This window comes from Catellatospora sp. NPDC049609 (assembly GCF_040675365.1).
GTDB lineage: Bacteria > Actinomycetota > Actinomycetes > Mycobacteriales > Micromonosporaceae > Catellatospora.
Map to the genome: position 1 here is coordinate 12,259 of NZ_JBFAOU010000007.1, position 20,521 is coordinate 32,779.

The following is a 20,521-nucleotide window of genomic DNA, read 5'->3' on the forward strand; positions in this document are numbered from 1 at the left end:
GTTGTGCCGCCCGGCCGACGAATCTTCGGGGACCCGCGACGGTAGGCCACGACGGGCCTGCTCCTGCCGACGGGCCGCCGCGAACGAGTGAGGAGAGCGCCGGCCGGCGCTCTCCTCACCTGTCCCATCACGGTGTCAGCCGTGCCCGCGTCCGGGTGTCACGGATCCCCGGACGCGGTCCTGCCCTCTGCTGTCGGACGCCCCCTCAGTCGGTGCAGCTGGTCGGGTCGTCGAAATGGCCGGGCGTCGTCGGGTAGGCGCTGCCCGAGCCGTGCGCGTTCTCGCCCGGATAGGTCAGCGCCAGCTCGAGGAACGCCGAGGTGCCCGGCGTGTTCGCGTCGGCGGCCGCGCGGCCCGCGCCCGAGCCCCAGGCCAGCTTCCGCAGGAACTCCAGCATGGCCGGGCTGTGCTGGCGGACGTCGTTGTATCCGCCGTAGGCCGCGTTGCAGTGGGTGTAGAGGTTGTAGGCGCCGTTCCAGTCCAGCAGCCGGTCGCCCGGGTTGGGGCCGTTCTGGGCCACGTCGGCCTGCAGGACGTCGCGGTCCCAGCCGCCGTAGATCCAGTCCGTGCCGTGGTGGTGCTGGTTGTCGGCATCGGACGCGTTGTCCATCCCGGTCATCGTGAACCAGGAGCACGGGTCCACGGTCACGCCGCCGGTCGTCTGCGGCCACGGGTTCGCGGTGCAGGCGCCCGGGTGGCTGCCGCGGGGCATGAAGTCCAGCAGGTCGGAGCCGAGGACCCCGGCGATGGACGGGCCGTCGGTTGCGCCCGCACCGCCGAACACGTGGTCGACGAACCGGTCGCGGTCCCCGCGCGCGTCCGGGTCGAACGCGCCCGCCTTCAGGCAGTCCGCGGCGGCCGCGTCCAGGACCGGATCGCAGCCCTTGCCGCCCCACAGCACATCCGCGCCGATGCCGCCGAAGACCTCGTCGCCGCCGCTGTCGCCGTTGGCCAGGTCGTCGCCGAACCCGCCGTGGATGTCGTCGGCACCCGAGCCGCCGCGGATGCGGTCGTCACCGCCCGAGCCGTACCCGTCCCGCGGCATCGGCGCGCTCGTCGAGCCGCCGATCCACGTGTCGCCGTCGGTGTCGTGGAGCAGGTCGACCCGCCGGTCGTAGTAGCCGGCCCGGAACCCGGTGTAGGACTCGCCCGGCGTGCCGCCGGTGCTCACGGTGAAGCCGAGGGCCGCCACGTCGTCGGGGTTGAGGTGCTGGTTCACCACGCCGCCGCGGTCGCCGAGGATCACGTCGTCGCCCGCCTCGCCGAACAGGGTGTCGGCACCCAGCTCGCCGAAGAGGTCGTCGTCGCCGTCGCCGCCCCGGATCGTGTCGTCGCCGTCCTGACCCCACACGCCGTCCTGACCGCCGTCGCCCCACAGCTGGTCGGCGCCGAAGGCGCCGGCCGGTTCGCAGGTGGCCTGCGCCGTGGCGCAGAACCGGGTCGACGGGCCGGGCAGGGCCGGGTCGTGCGTGCGCACGGCGGTCGCGTCCGGCGGGACGGCCCCGGTCGGGTAGCGCTCGGTGTAGACGCGCTCGGCCGTGCCGCCGCCGATCAGCGTACGCAGCAGCGAGCCGTCGTCGCCGAGGATCACGTCCGCGCCGCCGTTGCCCTCGACGAGGTCGCCCGCGTCGCGGAAGCCCTGCCGGGACGAGCCGCCGATCAGGTCGTCCTGCCCGTCGGGCGTGTCCGTCCCGATCAGGTCACCAGGGCCCGAGGCGCTGCCCGGCCAGCCCGGGTCGGGCAGCGGCGTGACCGTCGTATGCCCGGCCTCGGCCAGTGCCAGGTCGCCGCGCAGCGTGTCGGCGCCGCCGTTGCCCTCCAGGTAGTCGCCGTCGCCGTCGCCGGTGAGGGCGTCGTCGCCGTCCTGGCCGTACGCCACGTCGACGCCGTGGCCGCCGCTGATCCGGTCGGCGCCGCTTCTGCTGGTGTCGGCCGGTGCGGCGAGGTCGTACATGGTGACCGTCCGCGCGGCGACCGGCTGCCCGCCGGTGCCCAGGCGTACCGTCGCCGCCGTGGGCTGCTCACCCTCGAGCGGCCGTACGACCAGGCCGTTGTCGCCGAGGGTGACGTCCGAGCCGGGGCCGCCCCAGACGGCGTCGGCCTGGTCCGGCTGGCCCCTGCCCGCGGTGTCCTCGGTGGACGATCCGCCGGCCAGGTCGTCGTCGCCGCCGTCGCCCTCGATCCAGTCCACGCCGGGGCCGCCCTCGGCGTAGTCGTCGCCGGAGCCGCCGAGGACCCGGTCGGCGCCGGACTGGCCGTAGACGACGTCACCGAGCGCGCCGCCGTCGATGTAGTCGTCGCCGCTGGTCCCGGCCACCGGGGTGAACCCGAGGTCGAGCAGCTCGACCCGGCGGGCCGGGAAGGCCCGGTTGCGGGTCACCCGGGTCGGCACGCCGTCGGCGAAGACCTGGGCGTTGTCGCCGAGGATCAGGTCCGCGCCGTCGTCGCCGTAGAGGAGGTCGCCGGTGTCGGGCCGGCCGGTGCCCGCGGCCGGCTGCTGCGAGGACCCGCCGATGATCGTGTCGAGGTCGCCGCCGCCGCGCACGGTGTCCCTGGCGTTGTTGCCCTCCAGGTGGTCGTCGCCGTCGCCGCCGAGGACGGTGTCGTCGGCGAGGCCGCCGTAGGCGGTGTCGTGGCCGCCGCCGGCCTCGATCAGGTCGGGGCCGCCCGCGGCGGGCACGCTGCCGTCCAGGTCGTACGGGAACGGGCCGACGTCGCCGATCCGGGCCGTGCCGTTGTCGCCGACGATGCGGTCGTCGCCGCCCTCGCCGAAGAGCTGGTCGCCGGTGTCGGGCTCGACTGGCGCGCGGCTGCCGCCGTAGAGCACGTCGTTGTGGTCGCCGCCGAAGACCCGGTCGAAGCCGCCGTCGCCCTCGATGGTGTCCTCGCCGTCGCCGCCGTAGACGGCGTCGTCGGCCGCGTTGCCGAAGATCGTGTCGGTCCCGGCGTCGCCGAAGGCCTGGTCCCGGCCGTCCCCGCCCCAGGCCCGGTCGTCGCCGTCGCCCAGGTAGAGCACGTCGTCACCGCGCTGGCCGCAGACGCGGTCGGCGCCGGCGCCCAGGTCGGTGCGGTCGTCGCCGCTGCCCGCGCTGACCACCTCGACACCGCTGCCGCCGAGGATCAGGTCCCTGGACCCCTGGTCCTCCGGGGCGGGCTGTGCGTCGAACGTAGAGGCGTCCCGGCACAGCTCGGCGGTCAGGTGCTTGTCGCCGAAGACCGTCGAGCCGCCGTCGCCGCCGATGATGTGGTCCCGGCCGAGGCCGCCGACCAGCAGCTTCGTCTGGCTGGTGACACCGGCGGGCAGCGGCTCGTGCGTCACCGTGCGCGCCGGGCCGAACCCGTCGTCGGGCGGGCCGGCCGCGGTCCCGACCCGGGACGGCTCGGCGATCACCCAGTCGTCGTCCGGGCCGCCGTAGATCTCGTCGGTGCCGTGCCCGCCGATGAGCACGTCGTCGTTGCCGTACCCGTTGAGGTGCGCGGTGGTGCCGTTCGGCGAGTGCGAGGTGACCAGGTCGACGCCCTGCGAGCCGACGACGGTGTCGGTGCCGCCGCCGGTGTCGACCTTGTCGACGTCCGTGCTGGGCCCGAAGCCGTGCTCGTCGACGTCGTCGGGGACGGCCGTGCTGTACGTGTGGACGTGGTCGTCGCCCTTGCCGCCGCTGATCGTGTCCGAGCCCTGGCCGCCGACGAGGGTGTTGGACCCGTTGCCGCGCTTGTCGTCGATGTTGACGCCGATGACGTCGTCACCGTCGTTGCCGTACACCTTGTTGGCACCGTGGCCGACGGCGATGTGGTCGGCGTCGGCGGTGTCGCCGGTGGTCGGCGACGACGGCGGCTCGTGCAGTTTCGCCGGGTCCCAGTCCACGACGCCGCTGAGGTCGACCTCGCCCTGCGGCGTGGTCACCTTGACGGTGCCGGGCCGGGCGCTGATGTCCAGGTCGCCGTCGCCGGAGACGATGTCGTCGCCCTCGCCGGTGGTGATGACGTCCTTGCCGGGGCCGCCGGCGACCCGGGAGACGGTCATCGCCCTGCCGTCGGCGGCGGCGACGTCGCCGGTGGTGATGATGTCGTCGCCACTGCCGCCCTGGACCCAGGCGTTACCCGTGCCGGTCTTGATCCGGTCCGGCCCGGGGGTGCCGACGATGACCGCGTCCAGCTCGAACGACGAGGTCACCGTGCCCGCGTCGGCCGGGGCGGTCTTGCTCTTGTCGCCGTCGCCGAGGAACGTCAGCGTCATGCCGGACTTGGCCGCGTCGAAGTCGCCGGTCAGCCGGCCGTCCACGACGACGCGCCTGATGCCCGCGTCGGGGAACACCTGGCGGCGGCCCAGCGACTCCACGGCCACGCCGTCGAAGTCGCCGGAGACCGGCTGGCCGAGTTCCTCGTCGGCGTAGTGCAGCGAGTAGACCTTGACCACGTCGCCCTTGTCGGTGTTGTTCCACACGGCGTGGCCGCGCTGGGCGGGCTTGCCGAAGCGGCCCGCGAAGACGATCAGCGTGTCACCGTGCACCGCGCCGAGCTCCGGTGGCGGCGGGTTGCAGTCCGGCTGTGCCCGGAAGTCGAGCAGCACGGCGTTGACCAGGGTGAAGTCGAAGGTCTTCGAGAACAGGAACAGGTTGATGGTGATGTAGACCTTCAGGAACACCGACAGCTGGCCGCTGACGGTGAACAGACAGATCGGGTTGACCTGCAGTCGTTGCAGGAACTCGCTGGTGCGGAACTTGCCGTCGTTGTCCGGGTCGTTCCACAGAAAGCCGACGGTCAGGCGTACGCCGCCCTCGATGCCGGCCGACAGGAACAGCACGGTGACCTGGGCGCCTGCCGCGATCTCGCCCTTGAGCGTGATCACCGGGGCGGCGTTGCCCTTGTCGTCGGTGGTCTTGAAGTAGATGCCGTCGAGGATGCCGATCGCGTCCACCGCGGTCTCGTCCTGGGCGGCCTCGATCGCCGAGCGGATGCCCTTGGTGTCCAGGCCCATCCGGATGTGCGCCGAGACCGAGGCGCTGCCGGCCAGCGTGATCATCACCGGCGGCGGCGCGTACACCGGCCCGAAGCTCTGCCGCCAGGTGAAGCCCAGCGACAGCGGACCCGAGTCGAACCCGACCAGCTCGATGTCCTGGCCGAGCAGCAGCCCGAACGCGGACGCGGGGTTGTCGAAGATCGGGAACGAGAAGCCGAGCTTGTCGGCGTTGCTCTTGTTCTCGGCCAGCGACGGCTGCGGGGTGTAGAGCTTCTCGCCGTTGCTCAGCGAGTCCACCTTGTCCTTGACGGTCTGCGCCGACTCCGGGTCGTACCCGTTGGTCTTGTCGATGAGCCCCTCGGCCGAGGCCGGCGACGCCGCCGTGGACAGCGCCTTGGCCGGGTCGACGAGGAAGTCGCCGAGCGGGATCAGGCAGCCGTCGCCGCTGGTGTTGCAGTCGGGCACCTTGTTCACGAACGTGATCACGTCGCGGATGCGGTCGATGAACGTCAGATCCGGCCCGTCGGCCATGGTGGAGAACTTGTTGGCGAGGTAGATCAGCGTGATGTCGTCGCCGCCGATGGCTCGGGACAGGTCGGACAGCACCGGTATCGGGGCGTAGAGCGTGTCGATGATCGGCTGCAGCGGCCCGGTGATCTGCTTGACCTTCTCCAGCACCGGTCTGAGGATCTTGCTGAAGAACGTGCCGACGTCGAGCTTGATGTCGGAGAAGCCGACGGTCAGCGGGGTGGCGGTGGCCGCCGACAGCGGCCCGCTGTGGTTGCTGATGCCCCACTTGAGGGTGAGGACCGCCTGGATGCCGGGCAGCGCCGATGCCGCCTGCCCGGCGTCGACCTTCGCTTTGAGCAGCCAGTTGATGTCGACCTCGGCGTCGACCCGGACCCGGACGTGGTCGCCGATGGCCGCGATGTCGGCCAGCGCGAGCCGCCGTGCGGCCTCGGCCGCACAGCCGCCGTCCCAGCAGCTCGCCTCGCCGTCGTGCAGGTCGATGCCGAAGTAGGCATGCACCAGCGGCTTCGTCGTGGCCGGCCCTTGCTTCTGGGCGGTGACCTGGATGAACGCGAGCTGGGCCTGGATCGGGCCGGTGATGTCGAAGGCGGCGCCGATCGCCAGCTCCGGTGCGGTGTCGTCGCCGGCGGCCTGGCCGTGGGTGGCGACGTAGAAGCCGAGCTCCCGGTCGAGCACGACGTCGAGGTGCACGCGCCAGCCCAGCTCGGCCGCGATGCCGCCGGTGGCGCCCTTGCCCGCCTTGAGCGACAGCCCGGGGATGCCGATGTCGAGCGGGACCTGCTTGTCCAGGCAGTCGCCGGTGCAGCCGGCAGCCGGGGTGACGGTGCCGCGGCTCGCGTCGAGCTGGATGCGGATCGACTTGAACGCGTCGGGCATGCAGGGGCCGGGCGGGGTGGTGCAGTCCACCGTCACCTTCACCTTGGCGAAGCCCGGTTCGCCGTTGAGCGCGCTGGTGATGGCGTTGCCGACCGCGACGTTGTCGCCGGCGGTCGCCAGGGCCGGCCCGATCAGTTCCTTGACCCTGGTCCGCAGGTCGGCGATGAACCGCTGGCCCTGCTGGAGGTCGTCGCCGACCAGCGGCAGCTTGCCGTCGAAGCTGGCCAGCCGGAGCGCCTCCTCCATCTTCGACAGGTAGCCGTCGATGCCACCGGTGAAGTCCAGCGGGTTGAGCTGGTAGCCGGCGAAGCAGCCGGCGAAGTTCGGGACGCTGGAGCCCTGCACGTCGAGGTCCTTGCCGATCTGCACGGCCAGCACGTTGCTGCCGCCGCCGTCGGGCGTGCAGATCGAGGAGAACACCGGCGCGTCGACGCAGATGGCGGTGCCGCTGGTGCCCGCGCCGCAGTCCACTCCGGCCGTGGTGCGCTCCAGGTCGGCGGTGAGCAGGCTGCTGATCGGCCCGTCGGTGCTCAGCCCGCCGAGCTTGAAGCCGAGATCGGCCTTGACGGTGGCCGGGTCGGCGGGCAGCTTGCCCACCGCGAGCTCCAGCGGGCCGACCTTCGCGGTCAGCGCCACGCCGGTGGCGGCGGCGCCGACGCGCACGGAAGCGTGGGAGCTCTTGTCGATGAGGGGTACGCCGTCGGCGCGCAGCGGCAGCAGCAGGCCGATCGAGGCGTCGCCGTCGACGGTGACGCCGAAGGTGCCCTGCGCGTCGACGCTGACGAGGTCGCGGGTGCCGTCCCAGCTCAGGGCCAGTGGGCCGCCGGTGTGGAAGTGCCGCTTCCAGGTCCACGCGAGCTTGAGGTGGGGGCCGCCGGGCTTGGCGGTGTCCAGCTCGAAGCCGAACCCGGAGCCGGTGCCGAGCACGGAGTTGAGCTGGTCGATGGCGTCCTGCAGGGTCGCGGGCGGGTCGGCCAGCAGCTTGTCGACGGCGTCGGCGAGCTCGGGGCGTACGGCGTAGGCGGTGCCGTCCGACGGCCGGGGCTGGGCGCCGCCGTCGATCTGCAGGGTGGCGCCGTCGACGACGCCGGTGATGCGGTAGGCGTGGCTGCCGATCACGATGGTGCGGCCCGTCAGGCGCGCGGCGAACGGCGCACCGGTGCGGCCGGAGTCGACCAGGTGGAACGTCCCGGCGGTGCCGTCGGTGCCGTCGGTGAAGGTGACCGGCTTGCCGACGCCGCTCTCGTCGGAGCCGAGCAGCTGCTTGGCGGAGCGGCCGATGATCGGCAGCTTCGCCGACAGCGGTCCGCTGCCGGTGGCCGGGTCGGCGATGGCTTCGTTGACCTGGCGCAGCGCCGCGATCACCAGTGCCATCAGGGCCTGCGGGTCGCCGGGGTCGAAGTCGGTGGCGAACAGGCCGGACAGGCTGGAGGTGTCGACGGTCGGGGCGGCGTCGGGCAGGGTCCAGGCGACGTCGACGCCCACGCCGGTGCCGAGGCTGCCGGAGGCGCCGGGCACGGCGACCTTGACCTGGCCGGTCGCCTTCACCGAGACGGCCGGGGTGAGCAGGTCGCCCGGTTGCGCGGGCAGGTGCTGGGTCAGCAGCCTGGCGTAGAGGGCGGCAAGACTGACGTCCTCGGCCTGCTGGAACCTGACGCTGATCATGTCGGTGCCGGTGGCCGGGCCGACGTTCAGGTTGCCGGTGAGCTTCACCTTGAGGAAGCCCGCGGTGGTGAAGAAGTCGATGTCGGTGCGGATGGGGAACGCGGCGGTGAACAGCGGCACGGCCGGGTCGGTGCGCAGCATGACGCGGTCGGCGTTGGCCTGCGGGTCGGTCGAGGGGCGCAGGTCGAGCAGGATGGTGACCCGCGCCTGGTACGACGGCTTCACCTCGGCGCGGCTGGCCTGCGCGTTGGCGCCGCGCAGGCCGGTCTTGCCGTCGCTGCCCGGCTTGGTCAGGGCGCTGCCGAGTTCGACGGCGCCGACGTGCGCCTCGCCGCTGCTGATGACCCACGCGCTGGTGTCGACCGGCTGGCCGCCGACCCAGCCGGCGGCGTCGAGGGTGACCGAGTCAGCGGTGTTGGCGGTGATCGTGCCGCCGGAGGTGCCGGCCACGACGCGCTGGCCGACGAGGGTGCCCGCGGCGAACCGGTCGTCGGGCAGGGTGAAGCCGGTCGGGCTGAACGTGGCGCCGGTGCCGGATACCCTGGCCGCGCCGGGGTCCAGCGGGATCCAGTCGGAGGTCCGGCCGAACTTCAGCGGGAAGGCGATCTTGTCGTCGACCAGGGTGGCGCCGCCGGCGGGCAGCGCCGCCGCGTCGAGCAGGCCCTCCTGGGCGAGCCTGGTGAACAGGTCCTGCAGGCTGGTGAAGCGCGGCTGCCCGGCCAGCGCCGGGTCGTCGACGCCCTGCTCGAACTCCTGGTCGCCGGGCTTGGGGCGGACGTTCTCGCGCAGGAACGCGACGAGCTGCTCGTTGATCTTCACAGCGTCGGCCAGGGTGCCCTTGAGGAACGGCAGCTTGCGGTTGCCGGCGTGCTCGCTGGCCTGGATGCCGCCGATGAGCTCGGCCACCTGCGCGAGGCCCGCGGCGAGGTCGAGCAGGCTCATGTTCTGGAACTTCGCCAGCGTCTGGTCGAGGCCGGTGGTGGTGACCGCCGGGGTGCCCGTGGTGATGTCGGCCCAGTCCAGGGTGATCGCCGCGTTGACGCTCGCCGCGACGTTGAGCACCGGTGCGCCGCCGCCGGGGTCCTGTGTCGGGGCGGGCTTGAGGTGGATCTCGGCGTGCGCCTTGCCCGCCGTGGCCGTCTCGGTGATGTCGTCGCCGTCGGGCTCGGTGCCGATGACGCCGCCGGCGTGGTCGAACCCGACCTGCACCAGGCCGGACAGCGAGCCGGCCGCGCCGAGCTCGCCGTCGCCGAAGGCGAGCCTGCCGTCGCCGTTCGGGTCATTGATCTTGACCACGAAGTGGGCGCTGACGTCCAGGGTCGAGGACGCGTCGACGGACACGCCCAGGATGCCGAGGGCCGCCTTGGCCTGGCCGGTGTCGCCCAGGTGGGCCACGGCGTCGATGTCCAGGCGCGGCGCGGCCGAGTCGCGCACCAGCCAGGCGGCGGTGCCCGCCTCGTTCACCCGCAGCTTCAGGCGCAGCGTCGCCCAGCCGTCGACGCCGACCGCGTCGCCGAGCGTGACGCCCGCGGCGTTGAACTGCTGCTTGGTGAGCTGCCGGTGGTAGCGCAGCGTCAGGTCCAGGGTGTGGTCGCCGTTCGGTTCGGTGGTGACCGAGCTGTCCAGCGTGCCGCCGCCGGGCACGGGGGCGTCGTCGTTGGTCAGGGCGTCCTGCAGGACACCGGAGGCCTTCTCGATCAGCTGGTCGGCGTCGACGAGACTGCCCGGGCTCACCCCGAGCAGGGGTATCGGCTGCGCGAGCCGGCCCACCTGGCTCAGCCCCTGCTGCGCCCAGTCCCCCGCCTGGGCGGCCAGGCCCTTGAGCGCCGCCTCCCAGGGCTCGTCGGCGTGTGCCGGTGCTGCGTACACCATCGACAGCGGCATCGCCAGCACCAGCGCCAGCACCGCAGAGATCCGACGTCTCACGCCCGATCGCCCTCCCCAGGCAAGGTCCCCCGCCGCCGATGGGCGGCAACCTCGCCAGAAGACGGGACGCAGTTATATAGAGCAATGTGTCTATCACTTTGCCGACACGTGATCGACCTGTTCCGTCGTCAGACGTGTCACGGTGTCTACATGCGACGGTGACAGCAGCTCGGCCGAGCGGTGGATTCCGCCCAGGCCAGCGCGGTCAGACCTCGCCGTGGAGGACGCTGCTGACCCCGCGCAGCTGCGCCGCGTAGGCCCTCGCGACGACCGCGCGCGGCAGGAGACCGAGGAGCAGGCGCACCGGTGCGGGCATCGGCTTGTTGGTCCGCTCGCTGACCGCCCGGCGGGAGACCTTGCGCACCCGGGGCGCCCGCAGCCGCTCGTAGCGGCGCAGCGCCTCAGCCGGCGACGCCGGACCGGCGCGCAGAATGCGGCTGAGCACCCACGCGTCCTCCAGCGCCTGGTTGGCGCCCTGCGCCTGGGTGGGCGGGAACGCGTGCGCGGCGTCGCCGAGCAGCGTCGCACCGCCCCGCCCCCAGCGGTCCGGGATGCGGTGGGTCACGTGCCGGAACGACTCCAGGTCGGCGTCGCGGATCTGCTCCACCAGCGCGGAGACGAGCGGGCCGTACCCGGTGAACCGTGCGGCGAGGGCGGCGGCGGGCGGCCCAGACAGCGGCCCGTCCACGTCGAACCACCACTGCAGCAGGCCGTCGCCGGAGGGCAGCATGCCGACCAGGCCCGCCCGCCCGACGACGCAGACCCCCGTCGTGCCCCCGGCCAGCTCGGGCAGCACGCGGGTCAGGCCCTGCCAGGTGGTCCACTCGTTCTCGGCGGCGGGCGCGGGGTCGAGGACCGCACGGCGTACGGCGGAGCGGTGGCCGTCCGCGCCGACCACGACGTCGGCGTCGTGGCGCGCTCCGGTGGCGTCGATCGCGGTCACCCCGTCGGGGCGGACCTCGACGTCGACGACCTCGCGGGAGAACACGACGTCGACACCCTCGGCGAGGTGCTCGATCAGCCGCGCGCGAGGGGTGCTCACCACCGGGAAGCCGGTGCGCCGGGCGACGTCGGCGAGGTCGGCGTCGACCATCGTCGCCCCGTCGGCGGTGTCGAACCGCAGCCTGTCGAGGCGGCCGCCGAAGTCGCCGGGCGGCACGCCGAGCCCGGCGAGCGCGGCGGCCCCGTTGCTGAAGACCGTGAAGGCCGCGCCGCCGGTGCGCAGGGCGGGGGCCGCCTCCAGCACCCGCACCCGGTGGCCGGACCCGGCCAGGCCGCGGGCCAGCGCGAGCCCTCCGACGCCGCCTCCGGCGATGAGAATTTCCACGGCGAACCTCCGACACTGCCATTAACTACGAGCGTTGTACTACGGATGGTGCCATACCATAGCGGGATGCCACCACCGAACGAACAGCGGCGGGCGCTGCTCGCGGACGCCGCCATCGACCTGCTCGTGGAGTCCGGGGTGCACGGCGTCACCCACCGCGCCGTCGACCGGCGGGCCGGGCTGCCCGCCGGGACCGCGTCGAACTACTTCCGCAGCCGCGAGGCCCTGCTCGTGGCGACCGCGCAGCGGGTGGTGGAGCAGCACCAGGCCGACATGGCCGAGGCGGCGCGCGGCGCGCCCGAGAGCCCGGGTCCCGCCGGCCGGGCGGCCGATGACCGGGAGCGGGCGATCGAGCTGATCACGGGCTCGCTGCTGCTGGCCGCCGGGCCGCACCGCAAGCGGTATCTGGCGATCTTCGAGCTGCGGCTGGAGAGCCTGCGCCGGCCCGCGCTGGCGGCGGCGATCGATGAGCTGATGGCGGCGATGGCGGCGTTCACCGGCGGCCATCACGCCGAGGTGGGCCTGGCCATCCCGCCTGCCGCGATCCCGGCGATGCTGGTCTCCTACGGCGGGGCGCTGTTCGCGCTGGTGACCGGCCCGGCCGAGCTGGTCGTGCCGGAGGCGGTCCGCCCGCTGGCGGTGGCCGTCGTGGCAGGCGGCCTCGCCGCGGCACGCGACGCCACCGGGGCCGACGCCGCCGGGATCGACGCTGCCGGGGCTGCCGGGGCCGGGGCTGCCGGGGCCGGGGCCGTCGCTGCCCGCTGACCGGCCGCGACGCCGATCCGGCCGGTCAGCGGGCAGCGGCGGTCAGCGGGGGGCGGTGGCGGCGAGCGCGGCGGTGAGGTGGCGGGCGTTGGCCCAGACCACGTAGAGGGCGGGTGCGGGCAGCAGGAACAGCCCGATCGCGGGTTTGACCGCGACCGCGGCGGCCAGCGTGCCGAGGACGGCGAGGTTGGCCAGGCTCAGGTGCCAGCTGCGCACCGACAGGTACGCGCAGGCCAGCAGCGTCTTCGGCGACCACCGCGCGCCGGTGGCCAGCAGCGCGGTGGTGGCCGCGACGACGAGCGCGATCAGCAGCGCCAGCACGGGCGTGACCGCGCCGAGCGGCCCGCCGAGCGCGAGCTGGAAGTCCACCACGAGGACGATCACCAGCGCGGCCGCGACCGCGCCGGCGGCCAGCGCCCGCCCGAACGAGTTCCGGTAGGCGGCCCAGAAGGACCGCCCGACCCGGTCGTCACCCTCGGTGAACCCGCGGAAAGCGGCGAAGGCGGCCGCCGCGGCGGGCCCGCAGGTCGCCGCCAGCGCGGTGTAGAACGGCCAGGCCTGCAGCGGCCGGTCGCTGAGCGCGAGCGCGGCCAGCAGCGGCAGGCACGCCGCGACCAGGCACAGGTTGATCCGCAGCCCGGCGTACACGGTGCCGAAGATCATGTCGTAGGGCAGGCGGGCGAGCAGTCGCATGCCGGTTCACCCCTTCATGCCGGAGGTGGCGATGCCCTGGATGAAGTACCGCTGGCCGAGCAGGAAGATGACCAGGATCGGCAGCACCGACAGCACCGAGCCGGTCATCATCATCGCGTAGTCGGCGTCGTACTGGCCGACGAACGAGCGCAGGCCCAGCTGGATGGTCCACAGGTCGTTGCTGGTCAGGTAGATGAACGGCCCCATGTAGTCGTTCCAGGTGTTGACGAACGTGAGCAGGGCGAGGCTGGCCAGGGCCGGTTTGGACAGCGGCAGCATGATCCGGGCCCAGATGCCGTACTCGGACAGCCCGTCGACGCGGGCGGCCTCGCTGAGCTCGTCGGGGATGGTGAGGTAGTACTGGCGCATCAGGAACACGCCGAACGCGCCGAAGGCCTGCAGCAGGATCAGCGACAGGAACGTGTCGGTCAGGCCGGCCTTCTGCATCATGATGTACTGCGGGATCATGTAGGCCTGCCACGGCACGGCGATGGTGGCGATGTAGGCGACGAACAGCGTGTCGCGGCCGCGGAAGCGCACCTTGGCGAACCCGTACGCGGCGAAGCTGCCGGTCAGCACCTGCAGCAGCGTGATGGCCAGGCTGAGGAACACGGTGTTGCCCAGGTAGGTGCCCAGCGGGATCTGCGCCCAGATGTCGGCGAAGTTGTGCCACTGGAAGTCCTCCGGGATCCACCGGATCGGGCTGGTCAGGACTTCGTTGTTGCGCTTGAGCGAGGCGCTGATCATCCACCCGAACGGCAGCAGGATCGCCACGGCGCTGACGGCCAGCACCGCGTACAGGATGACCTGGAGGAGGGTGCGCGGGCGGGCGCCCGCCGGGGGCGCGGCGGGGTCGGCGGTGCTCATGAGCGCTCCCGGCGAGAGTTGAACCAGAACTGGATCAGGGTGAAGACCAGCACGATCAGGAACAGCACGACGGAGATGGCCGAGGCGTAGCCGAACTCGCCCTCCCAGATGCCCTTGCGGTAGATCTGCTGGGACAGCACGAGCGTGGCCCGGCCCGGGCCGCCGTCGGTCATGACCACGATCAGGTCGAAGATCTTGAAGCTCTGCACCGTCAGCAGGATCAGCACCAGGAAGGTCACCGGCCGCAGGCCGGGCAGGGTCACGGCGCGGAAGCGCTGCCAGGCGGTGGCGCCGTCGACCTTGGCGGCCTCGTAGTACTCGTTCGGGATGGCCTGCAGGCCGGCCAGGAACAGCACCATGTAGTAGCCCATGTCGCGCCACACGCTGGTGAGGATGACCGCGGGCATGGCCCAGTCGACGCTGGTGGTCCAGCCGGGCGGCGAGTCGACGCCGATGAACTGCAGGAACTGGTTGACCGGCCCGAACTGGGGGTCGAACAGCATGTTCCAGACGATGGCGACGGCCACCATGGAGGTGACGTACGGGAAGAACGCCGCGGCGCGGAAGAAGCCGACTCCGCGCAGCCTGCGGTTGAGCAGCAGCGCCAGGCCCAGCGCGGCGAGCATGGTCAGCGGCACGTGGCCCAGCGCGTAGTAGGCGGTGTTGCGCAGCGCGATCAGGGTGGACTCGTCGTTGAGGAACCGCTCGAAGTTGTCCAGCCCGACCCATTCCGGCGGGTTGTAGGAGTCCCACTCCATGAACGACAGCGCCAGCGCGCCGGCCACCGGCACGAGCGTGAGCAGGGCGAAGCCGAGGAAGTTCGGCAGGATGAAGCTCCAGCCGATGAGCGTGGTGCGGGCACGCCTGGCGCTGCGCGGCCGCGGCGGCGAAGGCGCGGCGCTGGCGGTCGCCGGCTGCGCGGTGAGCAGGTCTGCCATGTCGTCCTCCCGAGGGGGCGGGCGGGGACGGCCATTATGCCGTCCCCGCCCGCGGGTGCGTGGGTCAGTTGACCTCGTTCTTGACGCGGGTCTCCATCTCCTTGATCGCGTCGTCGACCGACTTCTGTTTCGTCATGATCAGCTGGTGTTCCTCGCTGAGGACCGTGTCGACCTTGGCGGTCTTGTCGCTGACCGGCATCTCCGGGTTGATCTTGTCCGGAGTGAAGGCCCGCTTGGACAGGTCGTCGGTGGGCATGCCCTGCAGCGCGAAGTACTGCGTGCGGACCTCTTCGCTCTGGTAGGCGGGCACCACGCCGATCCCGGCGATGGCCTTGGCGCCTTCCAGCGACGCGGCGAACTCGACGAACTTCTTCGCCGCCGCGGCGTGCTTGGCCTTCTTGTTCACCGCGAACGCGGTCGGCGCCCCGAAGGTGGTGACCCCGGACGCGCCGGTGCGCTGCGGCATGGGCGCGATGCCCCAGTCGACGTCGGTGGTGCCCTTCTTCTTCTCGGACAGCAGCTTCGCGATGAACCAGGTGCCCATCGGCAGCATCGCGGTCTTCTGAGACTCGAACATCGAGGCGTAGCCGGTCTTCTGGGTCACCGCGGTGCCGAAGTCCTGGGTGGCCCCGGCCTCCTGCAGCGCCAGCGCGGTGCGGTACTGGTCGGCGAAGAACTTGTAGTCGCCGCTCAGCTGGTCGCCGCCGGTCTGCGCGGCGGAGATCGCCTGCACCACCGAGCGCCAGACGTGCTGGTAGGCGCCGTAGACCTTCTTGTCACCGGTGCCCGAGGTCAGCTTCTTGGCCACCTCGACGTACTGGTCCCAGGTGAGGTTCTCCGGGTACGGCTGCTTGGCCGCGTCGAACATCTTCTTGTTGTAGTACAGGACCCAGAAGTCCTGCCGGTACGGCAGCGCGAAGTACTTGTTGCCGTCCTGCTTGTACTGGTCGAGCCCGGCGAGCTTGCCGCCCTCGGCCGAGGTGGCCAGGTCGGTGACGTCGGCGAGCTGGCCCCGGCCGGCGAAGCGCACGTAGTCGGCCAGCGTCTTCATGGTGATGACGTCGGTGGTGTCCCCGCCGGCGAGCATCGTGGTGACCTTGGTCGGGTAGTCGGCGGCGAGGATGTCCACCGGCTTGATGGTGATGTCCGGGTTCGCCTTGTGGAAGGCGTCGAACAGGGTCTGGAACTCCGGCGTGGTGGCGAGGCTCCACACCGCGACGGTGAGCTCTACCGGACCGCCTTCGGCCTGGTCGCCGTCGGAGCCGCATGCGGTGAGCGGCAGGAGGGTGGCCATCGCCAGGCCGACCGCTGCCAGCATCTTCCTTCTGTTCACGAACGTTCCTTCCTACTGGACGGCCGCTGACGCGGCGGAGGATCGGTGCTGTGCGTGGTGGTGCGGGCCGGTGGGCGGCGAGGGCAGTGCCGCCGTCGTGGTGACCTGGTCCGGCCACGTGACCCTGACGACCGGCGCGTCCTCGGGTCCGGAGATCTCTGCTGCCGGCGGCCGGGTGCCGCCGTCGAGTGCGAAGGCCGCGACGTGCCAGGCCCCCGGCCGGGGCGCGGCCTGCAGCCACGGGATGGCGGTCCACTCCCCCAGCGGGGTGGCGTCGCGGGCGGTGTCCACCGCGGCCAGGTCCAGGCCGTGCAGCCCGACCGCCGTCGTGGTGTGCGCGGCGCCCGTGGCGTGGGCCGTCGGCCGCGTGCCGTCGCCGTCGTGGCGGCCGGGCGCACCGGGTGCCGGGTGCCCCGCCGCGCCGCCCGAGCCGGTCGGTTCCGCGAGGTGCTCGGCGGCCTGCGGGCCGAGGGTGGGGACCGGCCAGCCGCCGATGCGCAGCGCGGTGACCTGCGCCCAGCCCGGCGCGCCGTCCGGATCGACGTGGACCAGGCGCACCTCCCACGCGCCGCGTACGACCGACACCGTGGTCACGGTGCCCGCGTCGACGGCGGTGCCCGGGCGGCCGGAGCCGTGGTCCGGGGCGGTGGGATCCGGGTCGACCCAGTGGCAGCGGGCGCGCGAGGCCAGCACCGCGGCGGTCCCGTCGTCGTCGAGCCGCACGTCGAGGGTGGTGAAGCCGCTGCGGTGGGTGGCCCGGCCGTGCGTGTCGAGCAGCACCACGGACTGGTCGAGCGGGGTGTCCCAGCCGTCGTCGTCCATGGCCGGGGCGGTCGCGGTGGAGTAGGCCAGCCTGGCGTAGGTCGGCGAGTCGCCGCTGCGGTCGCCGGGCCGGGCGTGGTCGGTGCCGTGGTTGTAGACCCGCACGACGCCGTCGGCCCTGGTCGCCGCCACCGCCCAGCCGGGGGCGGCGATCACGGCGAGCTGGTCGGCCTCCTCCACCGGCAGGGGCTGCTCCACGGCGGTCCACACCGGGTGGTCGGCGGGCAGCGCGAGGCCGAGCATGCCCTTGGCCGCCCAGTACGGCGACGCGGTGCCCGAGTAGCGCTGGGCCATGCGCCGCCAGGGGTGGTACCAGCCGAGGGTGAGCAGGCCGTCGGCGTCGGGCGCGCCCCGGTCGGCGAAGTGCCTGACGATGCCGGACGCGGCCCGGCGCAGCAGTCCGGGTGCCACCGCGTCGGAGCCGGCGACGGCGCCGGCCCAGAACGGCGCGGCGGCCGCGAACCGGTAGACCAGGCTGCGGCCCTGGATCAGGGGCGAGCCGTCCGCGCCGACCAGCCGCACCGCGTCCAGCAGGAACCGGTCAAGGTGCGCCCGGTACCCCGGCAGCAGCGGGGCGGACCGGTCCTGGGCGCCGGCCATGCGGCTCCACAGGATCGGGTACAGGTGCAGCGCCCAGCCGACGTAGTGGTCGTAGCTGCGCTCGTCGCCGTCGCTGTACCAGCCGTCGGCGCGGACGAACGACTCGTGGCGGGCCAGGTCGGCCTCCATGTCCTCGCTCGACCAGGGGCCGCCGACCGAGGCGAGGAACTGCTCGACCACGATGCGGAACCACACCCAGTTGTTCTGCGGGTAGGTGTGGTCGCCGACGACCTGGGCGAGATAGTCCACGACGCGCTCCTGGACACCGGGGTCGAGCCGGTCCCACAGCCACGGCCGGGTCATGTCGAGGATCAGTGCGATCGACGCCGCCTCGACCTTCGCCTGGCCGTGCTCGCGGGGCATGACCCAGCGCTCGGCCGAGTCCGGGTCGGTGCCCGCGGCGATGCCCTGGGCGTAGCGTTCCAGCAGGTTGCCGGGGTCGCGGCCCTGCTCGCCGGTGATGCGGAACCCGGCGAGCAGGAACGTGCGGGCGAAGCCTTCGAGGCCGTCGACGGCGGTGCCGTAGCCGCCGGGCGTGCCGGGCGGGGTGATCCGGGCGCCGGTGGGCGAGGCGTGCCGCCACGCGGCGTTGAGCATCCGGTCGGCCAGCGCGGCCCACTCGGCACGGGTCCAGCCGGTGTACGGCGAGAGCCGCGCGGCGTCATGCGCGCCGTCCGGTGTCCCGAGCCGCGGTCCGGCGCTTGCGGACACCGCGCGGCGGTCGTCGTCGTGCCGGGCGGCGGGGACGGGCTGCTCGCTCATGCGCTTACCTCCAGGGCCTCGCTGGTGACGGCGTCGAGTGGGGGCTCGCCGTGGACGAGCCGGGTGAGCTCGTCGAGGGCCTGGGCGCTCAGCCGGCGGGTCTCCGCGCCGAGCGACCCGGCGATGTGCGGTGTGATCATGACATTGGGCAGCTGGGCCAGCAGCGATCCGGCGGGCAGCGGCTCGGGGTCGGTGACGTCGAGGATGGCGTTGAGCCGCCCCGTGGCGCACTCGCGCTCCAGCGCGGCGGTGTCGACCACGGCGCCGCGGGCGGTGTTGATCACCGTCGCGCCGTCGGGCAGCAGGGCCAGCTCGCGGGCGGCGATGGCGTGCCGGGTCTGCGGCAGCTCGGGCAGGTGCAGGGAGACGATCTCGGAGGCGGCCAGCAGCTCGTCGAGCTCGACGAGGCGCCCGCCGGCGGCGGCGACGGCGTCCGGGTCGGCGTAGGGGTCGGTGACGAGCACCTGCGCGGTGTCGAGCAGCCGCAGCAGCTCGACGACGCGGCGGCCGATCCGGGAGAAGCCGACGATGCCGATGGTGCGGCCGTAGTTGGACAGGTCGTCGCGGTGGTGCACGGCGTCCCAGTCGGCCGGGAGCAGCCGTGACTGGGCGGCCAGCAGGTGGGCCTTCTTGCCCGCGAGGATGATCGACGCGAGGGTGTACTCGGCGACCGGGGTCGCGTTGGCCTCGGCGGCGCTGGTGACCAGGATGCCGCGCGTCCAGATCCCGTCGGAGACCAGGTGGCGGACGCTGCCGGCGCAGTGCAGCACGGCGCGCAGCCGTGGCGCGGCGTCCAGCCGCTCGGCGGTGAGGGTGGGGCAGCCCCACGAGGTGAGCAGCACCTCCGTCTCGGCCAGGCGGGCTCGGGTGTGCGGGGCGTCGATGTCGTCGGACCAGATCGGATCGCCGAGGTCGGCCAGCGACCGTAGCCGCGCCAGCTCCTGCGGCCCGAACTGGAGCCGGAACGTCTCGGGCCGCATCACGAGCAGCGCCTGCGGACGGTACATGCGGGTCGCCCCTCCTGTTCCTCTGCCTTGCTGTTATGTTCTTTTCTGTTCGTTCGAACAGGTGCGAGAAGTAGACCAGCGAGAGAACTGCACGACAAGTGCCCGTTACCGAGCTGTAACACGAAACGCGTTGACCTGGACTTTTCTTTGTGAACGAATTTGTTCGTTTCTAGGCGAGGGAGGGACGACATGACGCCATGCCGGTCCGGGCCGGCCGGGTCGAGCCGTTCGGCTGCCCGCCGCATGTCCCGCCACCGCACGCGTCCGTGCACAATCGACGCCTACCCGCGCGACACGATCGTGGAGGAACAGTGACCCTGTCCGAGCCGCCGCTGCTGCCGGACCAGCGCCGCGAGCGGCTGCTGGCCGACCTGCGGGCCCGCGGCACGCTGCGGGTCAGCGAGATAGCCCGCGCCCTCGGCGTCACCACCGTCACCGTGCGCCGCGACATCGCCCAGCTCGCCGACGAGGGCGCGATCGAGCGCGTGCACGGCGGCATCCGGCTGCCCCGCGGCGCCGACGCCCAGCCGCCGTCCGCGGTGGCCGTCGAGGACTCGGGCAGGCCCGCCAGCCTCGACGAGGCGGCCCGCCCCGCCGTGGGCATGGTCGTCCCGTCGCTCGACTACTACTGGCCGGAGATCGTCCGCGGCGCCCGCGACGCCGCCCCCGACGCGGGGGTGCGCATCGTGCTGCGCGGCTCGTCCTACGACGACATCGCCGACGTACGCCGCCAGACGTCCTGGCTGCTGGAGACCGCGGGCATCCAGGGCCTGCTGATCGCGCCGCCCACCCTCGGCGACGGGGCCGCGCAGCTGATCGACTGGCTGTCCGGGCTGGACATCCCCGTGGTGTTCGTCGAGCGCACCGCCACCGTCGGCGCGTACCACGAGCACGTCGAGTCGGTCTCCACCGACCACGCGTTCGGGGCGAGCCTGGCCGTGCGCCACCTCGCCGCGCAGGGCCACCGCCGGGTCGGGTTCCTCGCCTCGGCCAGCAGCCCGCACACGCCCGCGGTGCAGCGCGGCTGGCGGCAGACCGCCGCCGACCTCGGCCTGGAACTCGACGGCACCCCGGAGGTGATCAGCCCCGACCACCGCGACCCCCGGTGGGGCGACGCGATCGACCGGGGTATCGACGCCTGGCTCGCCACCGGCACCACCGCGCTGCTGGCGCACTCCGACCGCGAGGCGATCTCGCTGGTCGCCCGCTGCGAGGAGCGCGGCGTACGCGTCCCGCGCGACCTGGCCGTGGTCGCGTTCGACGACGAGGTCGCGGGCCTGGCCAACCCCGCCCTGAGCGCGGTCCGGCCCGCCAAGTACACGATCGGCGAGACCGCGATGCAGCTGCTGTGCCGGCGCGTCCAGGACCCGGGCCGGCCCGTGCACCGCGTGCTGATCAGCCCGCAGCTCATCGTGCGCGACTCCAGCAGCGTGCACCCGAGCGCGTGAC

Annotated in this window: 10 protein-coding genes; 2 read left to right on the forward strand and 8 right to left on the reverse strand. The window is 72.9% G+C overall.

Features of this window, described 5'->3' with window-relative positions; all coding sequences use genetic code 11:
* Positions 1-205 precede the first annotated feature (205 nt).
* Together AB0J67_RS03300 and AB0J67_RS03305 are read right to left on the reverse strand one after the other, a co-directional pair.
* On the reverse strand, positions 206-9,958 hold the full coding sequence (locus AB0J67_RS03300; RefSeq protein WP_363475727.1) for a calcium-binding protein: 9,753 nt from the start codon (positions 9,956-9,958) through the stop codon (positions 206-208).
* Positions 9,959-10,163: 205 nt separating this feature from the next.
* Positions 10,164-11,285 carry an NAD(P)/FAD-dependent oxidoreductase gene (locus AB0J67_RS03305; protein ID WP_363475729.1) on the reverse strand — a complete coding sequence of 374 codons (1,122 nt, stop codon included), beginning with the start codon at positions 11,283-11,285 and terminating at the stop codon, positions 10,164-10,166.
* A gap of 66 nt (positions 11,286-11,351) precedes the next feature.
* Between AB0J67_RS03305 and AB0J67_RS03310 the strand changes: the two genes are divergently transcribed.
* Entirely contained in the window at positions 11,352-12,050 is a 699-nt protein-coding gene (locus AB0J67_RS03310; protein WP_363475731.1) for a TetR family transcriptional regulator, read from the forward strand.
* Positions 12,051-12,092: 42 nt separating this feature from the next.
* Here the strand turns inward: AB0J67_RS03310 and AB0J67_RS03315 are convergent, their stop codons facing one another.
* The 6 genes from AB0J67_RS03315 to AB0J67_RS03340 form a co-directional block, all read right to left on the reverse strand.
* Positions 12,093-12,743 (reverse strand): DUF624 domain-containing protein, encoded by a 651-nt coding sequence (locus tag AB0J67_RS03315; protein ID WP_363475733.1) that lies wholly within the window; start codon positions 12,741-12,743, stop codon positions 12,093-12,095.
* Between the two features lie 6 nt (positions 12,744-12,749).
* Positions 12,750-13,610, reverse strand: a complete 861-nt coding sequence (locus AB0J67_RS03320) for a carbohydrate ABC transporter permease (protein WP_363475735.1) — start codon at positions 13,608-13,610, stop codon at positions 12,750-12,752.
* Complete coding sequence (locus tag AB0J67_RS03325) at positions 13,607-14,548, reverse strand: sugar ABC transporter permease (RefSeq protein WP_363475737.1); 942 nt, start codon at positions 14,546-14,548, stop codon at positions 13,607-13,609. The genes AB0J67_RS03320 and AB0J67_RS03325 overlap by 4 nt, the downstream gene beginning before the upstream one ends.
* Positions 14,549-14,612: 64 nt before the next feature.
* Positions 14,613-15,881: an extracellular solute-binding protein gene (locus AB0J67_RS03330; RefSeq protein WP_363475739.1), complete on the reverse strand. Its 1,269-nt coding sequence runs from the start codon at positions 15,879-15,881 to the stop codon at positions 14,613-14,615.
* Positions 15,882-15,893: 12 nt separating this feature from the next.
* On the reverse strand, positions 15,894-18,065 hold the full coding sequence (locus AB0J67_RS03335) for a DUF2264 domain-containing protein (protein ID WP_363475741.1): 2,172 nt from the start codon (positions 18,063-18,065) through the stop codon (positions 15,894-15,896).
* The gene (locus AB0J67_RS03340; protein WP_363475743.1) at positions 18,062-19,072 is read right to left on the reverse strand and encodes a hydroxyacid dehydrogenase; all 1,011 of its coding nucleotides are present in this window, start codon (positions 19,070-19,072) and stop codon (positions 18,062-18,064) included. The genes AB0J67_RS03335 and AB0J67_RS03340 overlap by 4 nt, the downstream gene beginning before the upstream one ends.
* A gap of 311 nt (positions 19,073-19,383) precedes the next feature.
* Between AB0J67_RS03340 and AB0J67_RS03345 the strand changes: the two genes are divergently transcribed.
* Positions 19,384-20,520 carry a substrate-binding domain-containing protein gene (locus tag AB0J67_RS03345; protein ID WP_363475745.1) on the forward strand — a complete coding sequence of 379 codons (1,137 nt, stop codon included), beginning with the start codon at positions 19,384-19,386 and terminating at the stop codon, positions 20,518-20,520.
* The last annotated feature ends 1 nt before the right edge of the window (position 20,521 follow it).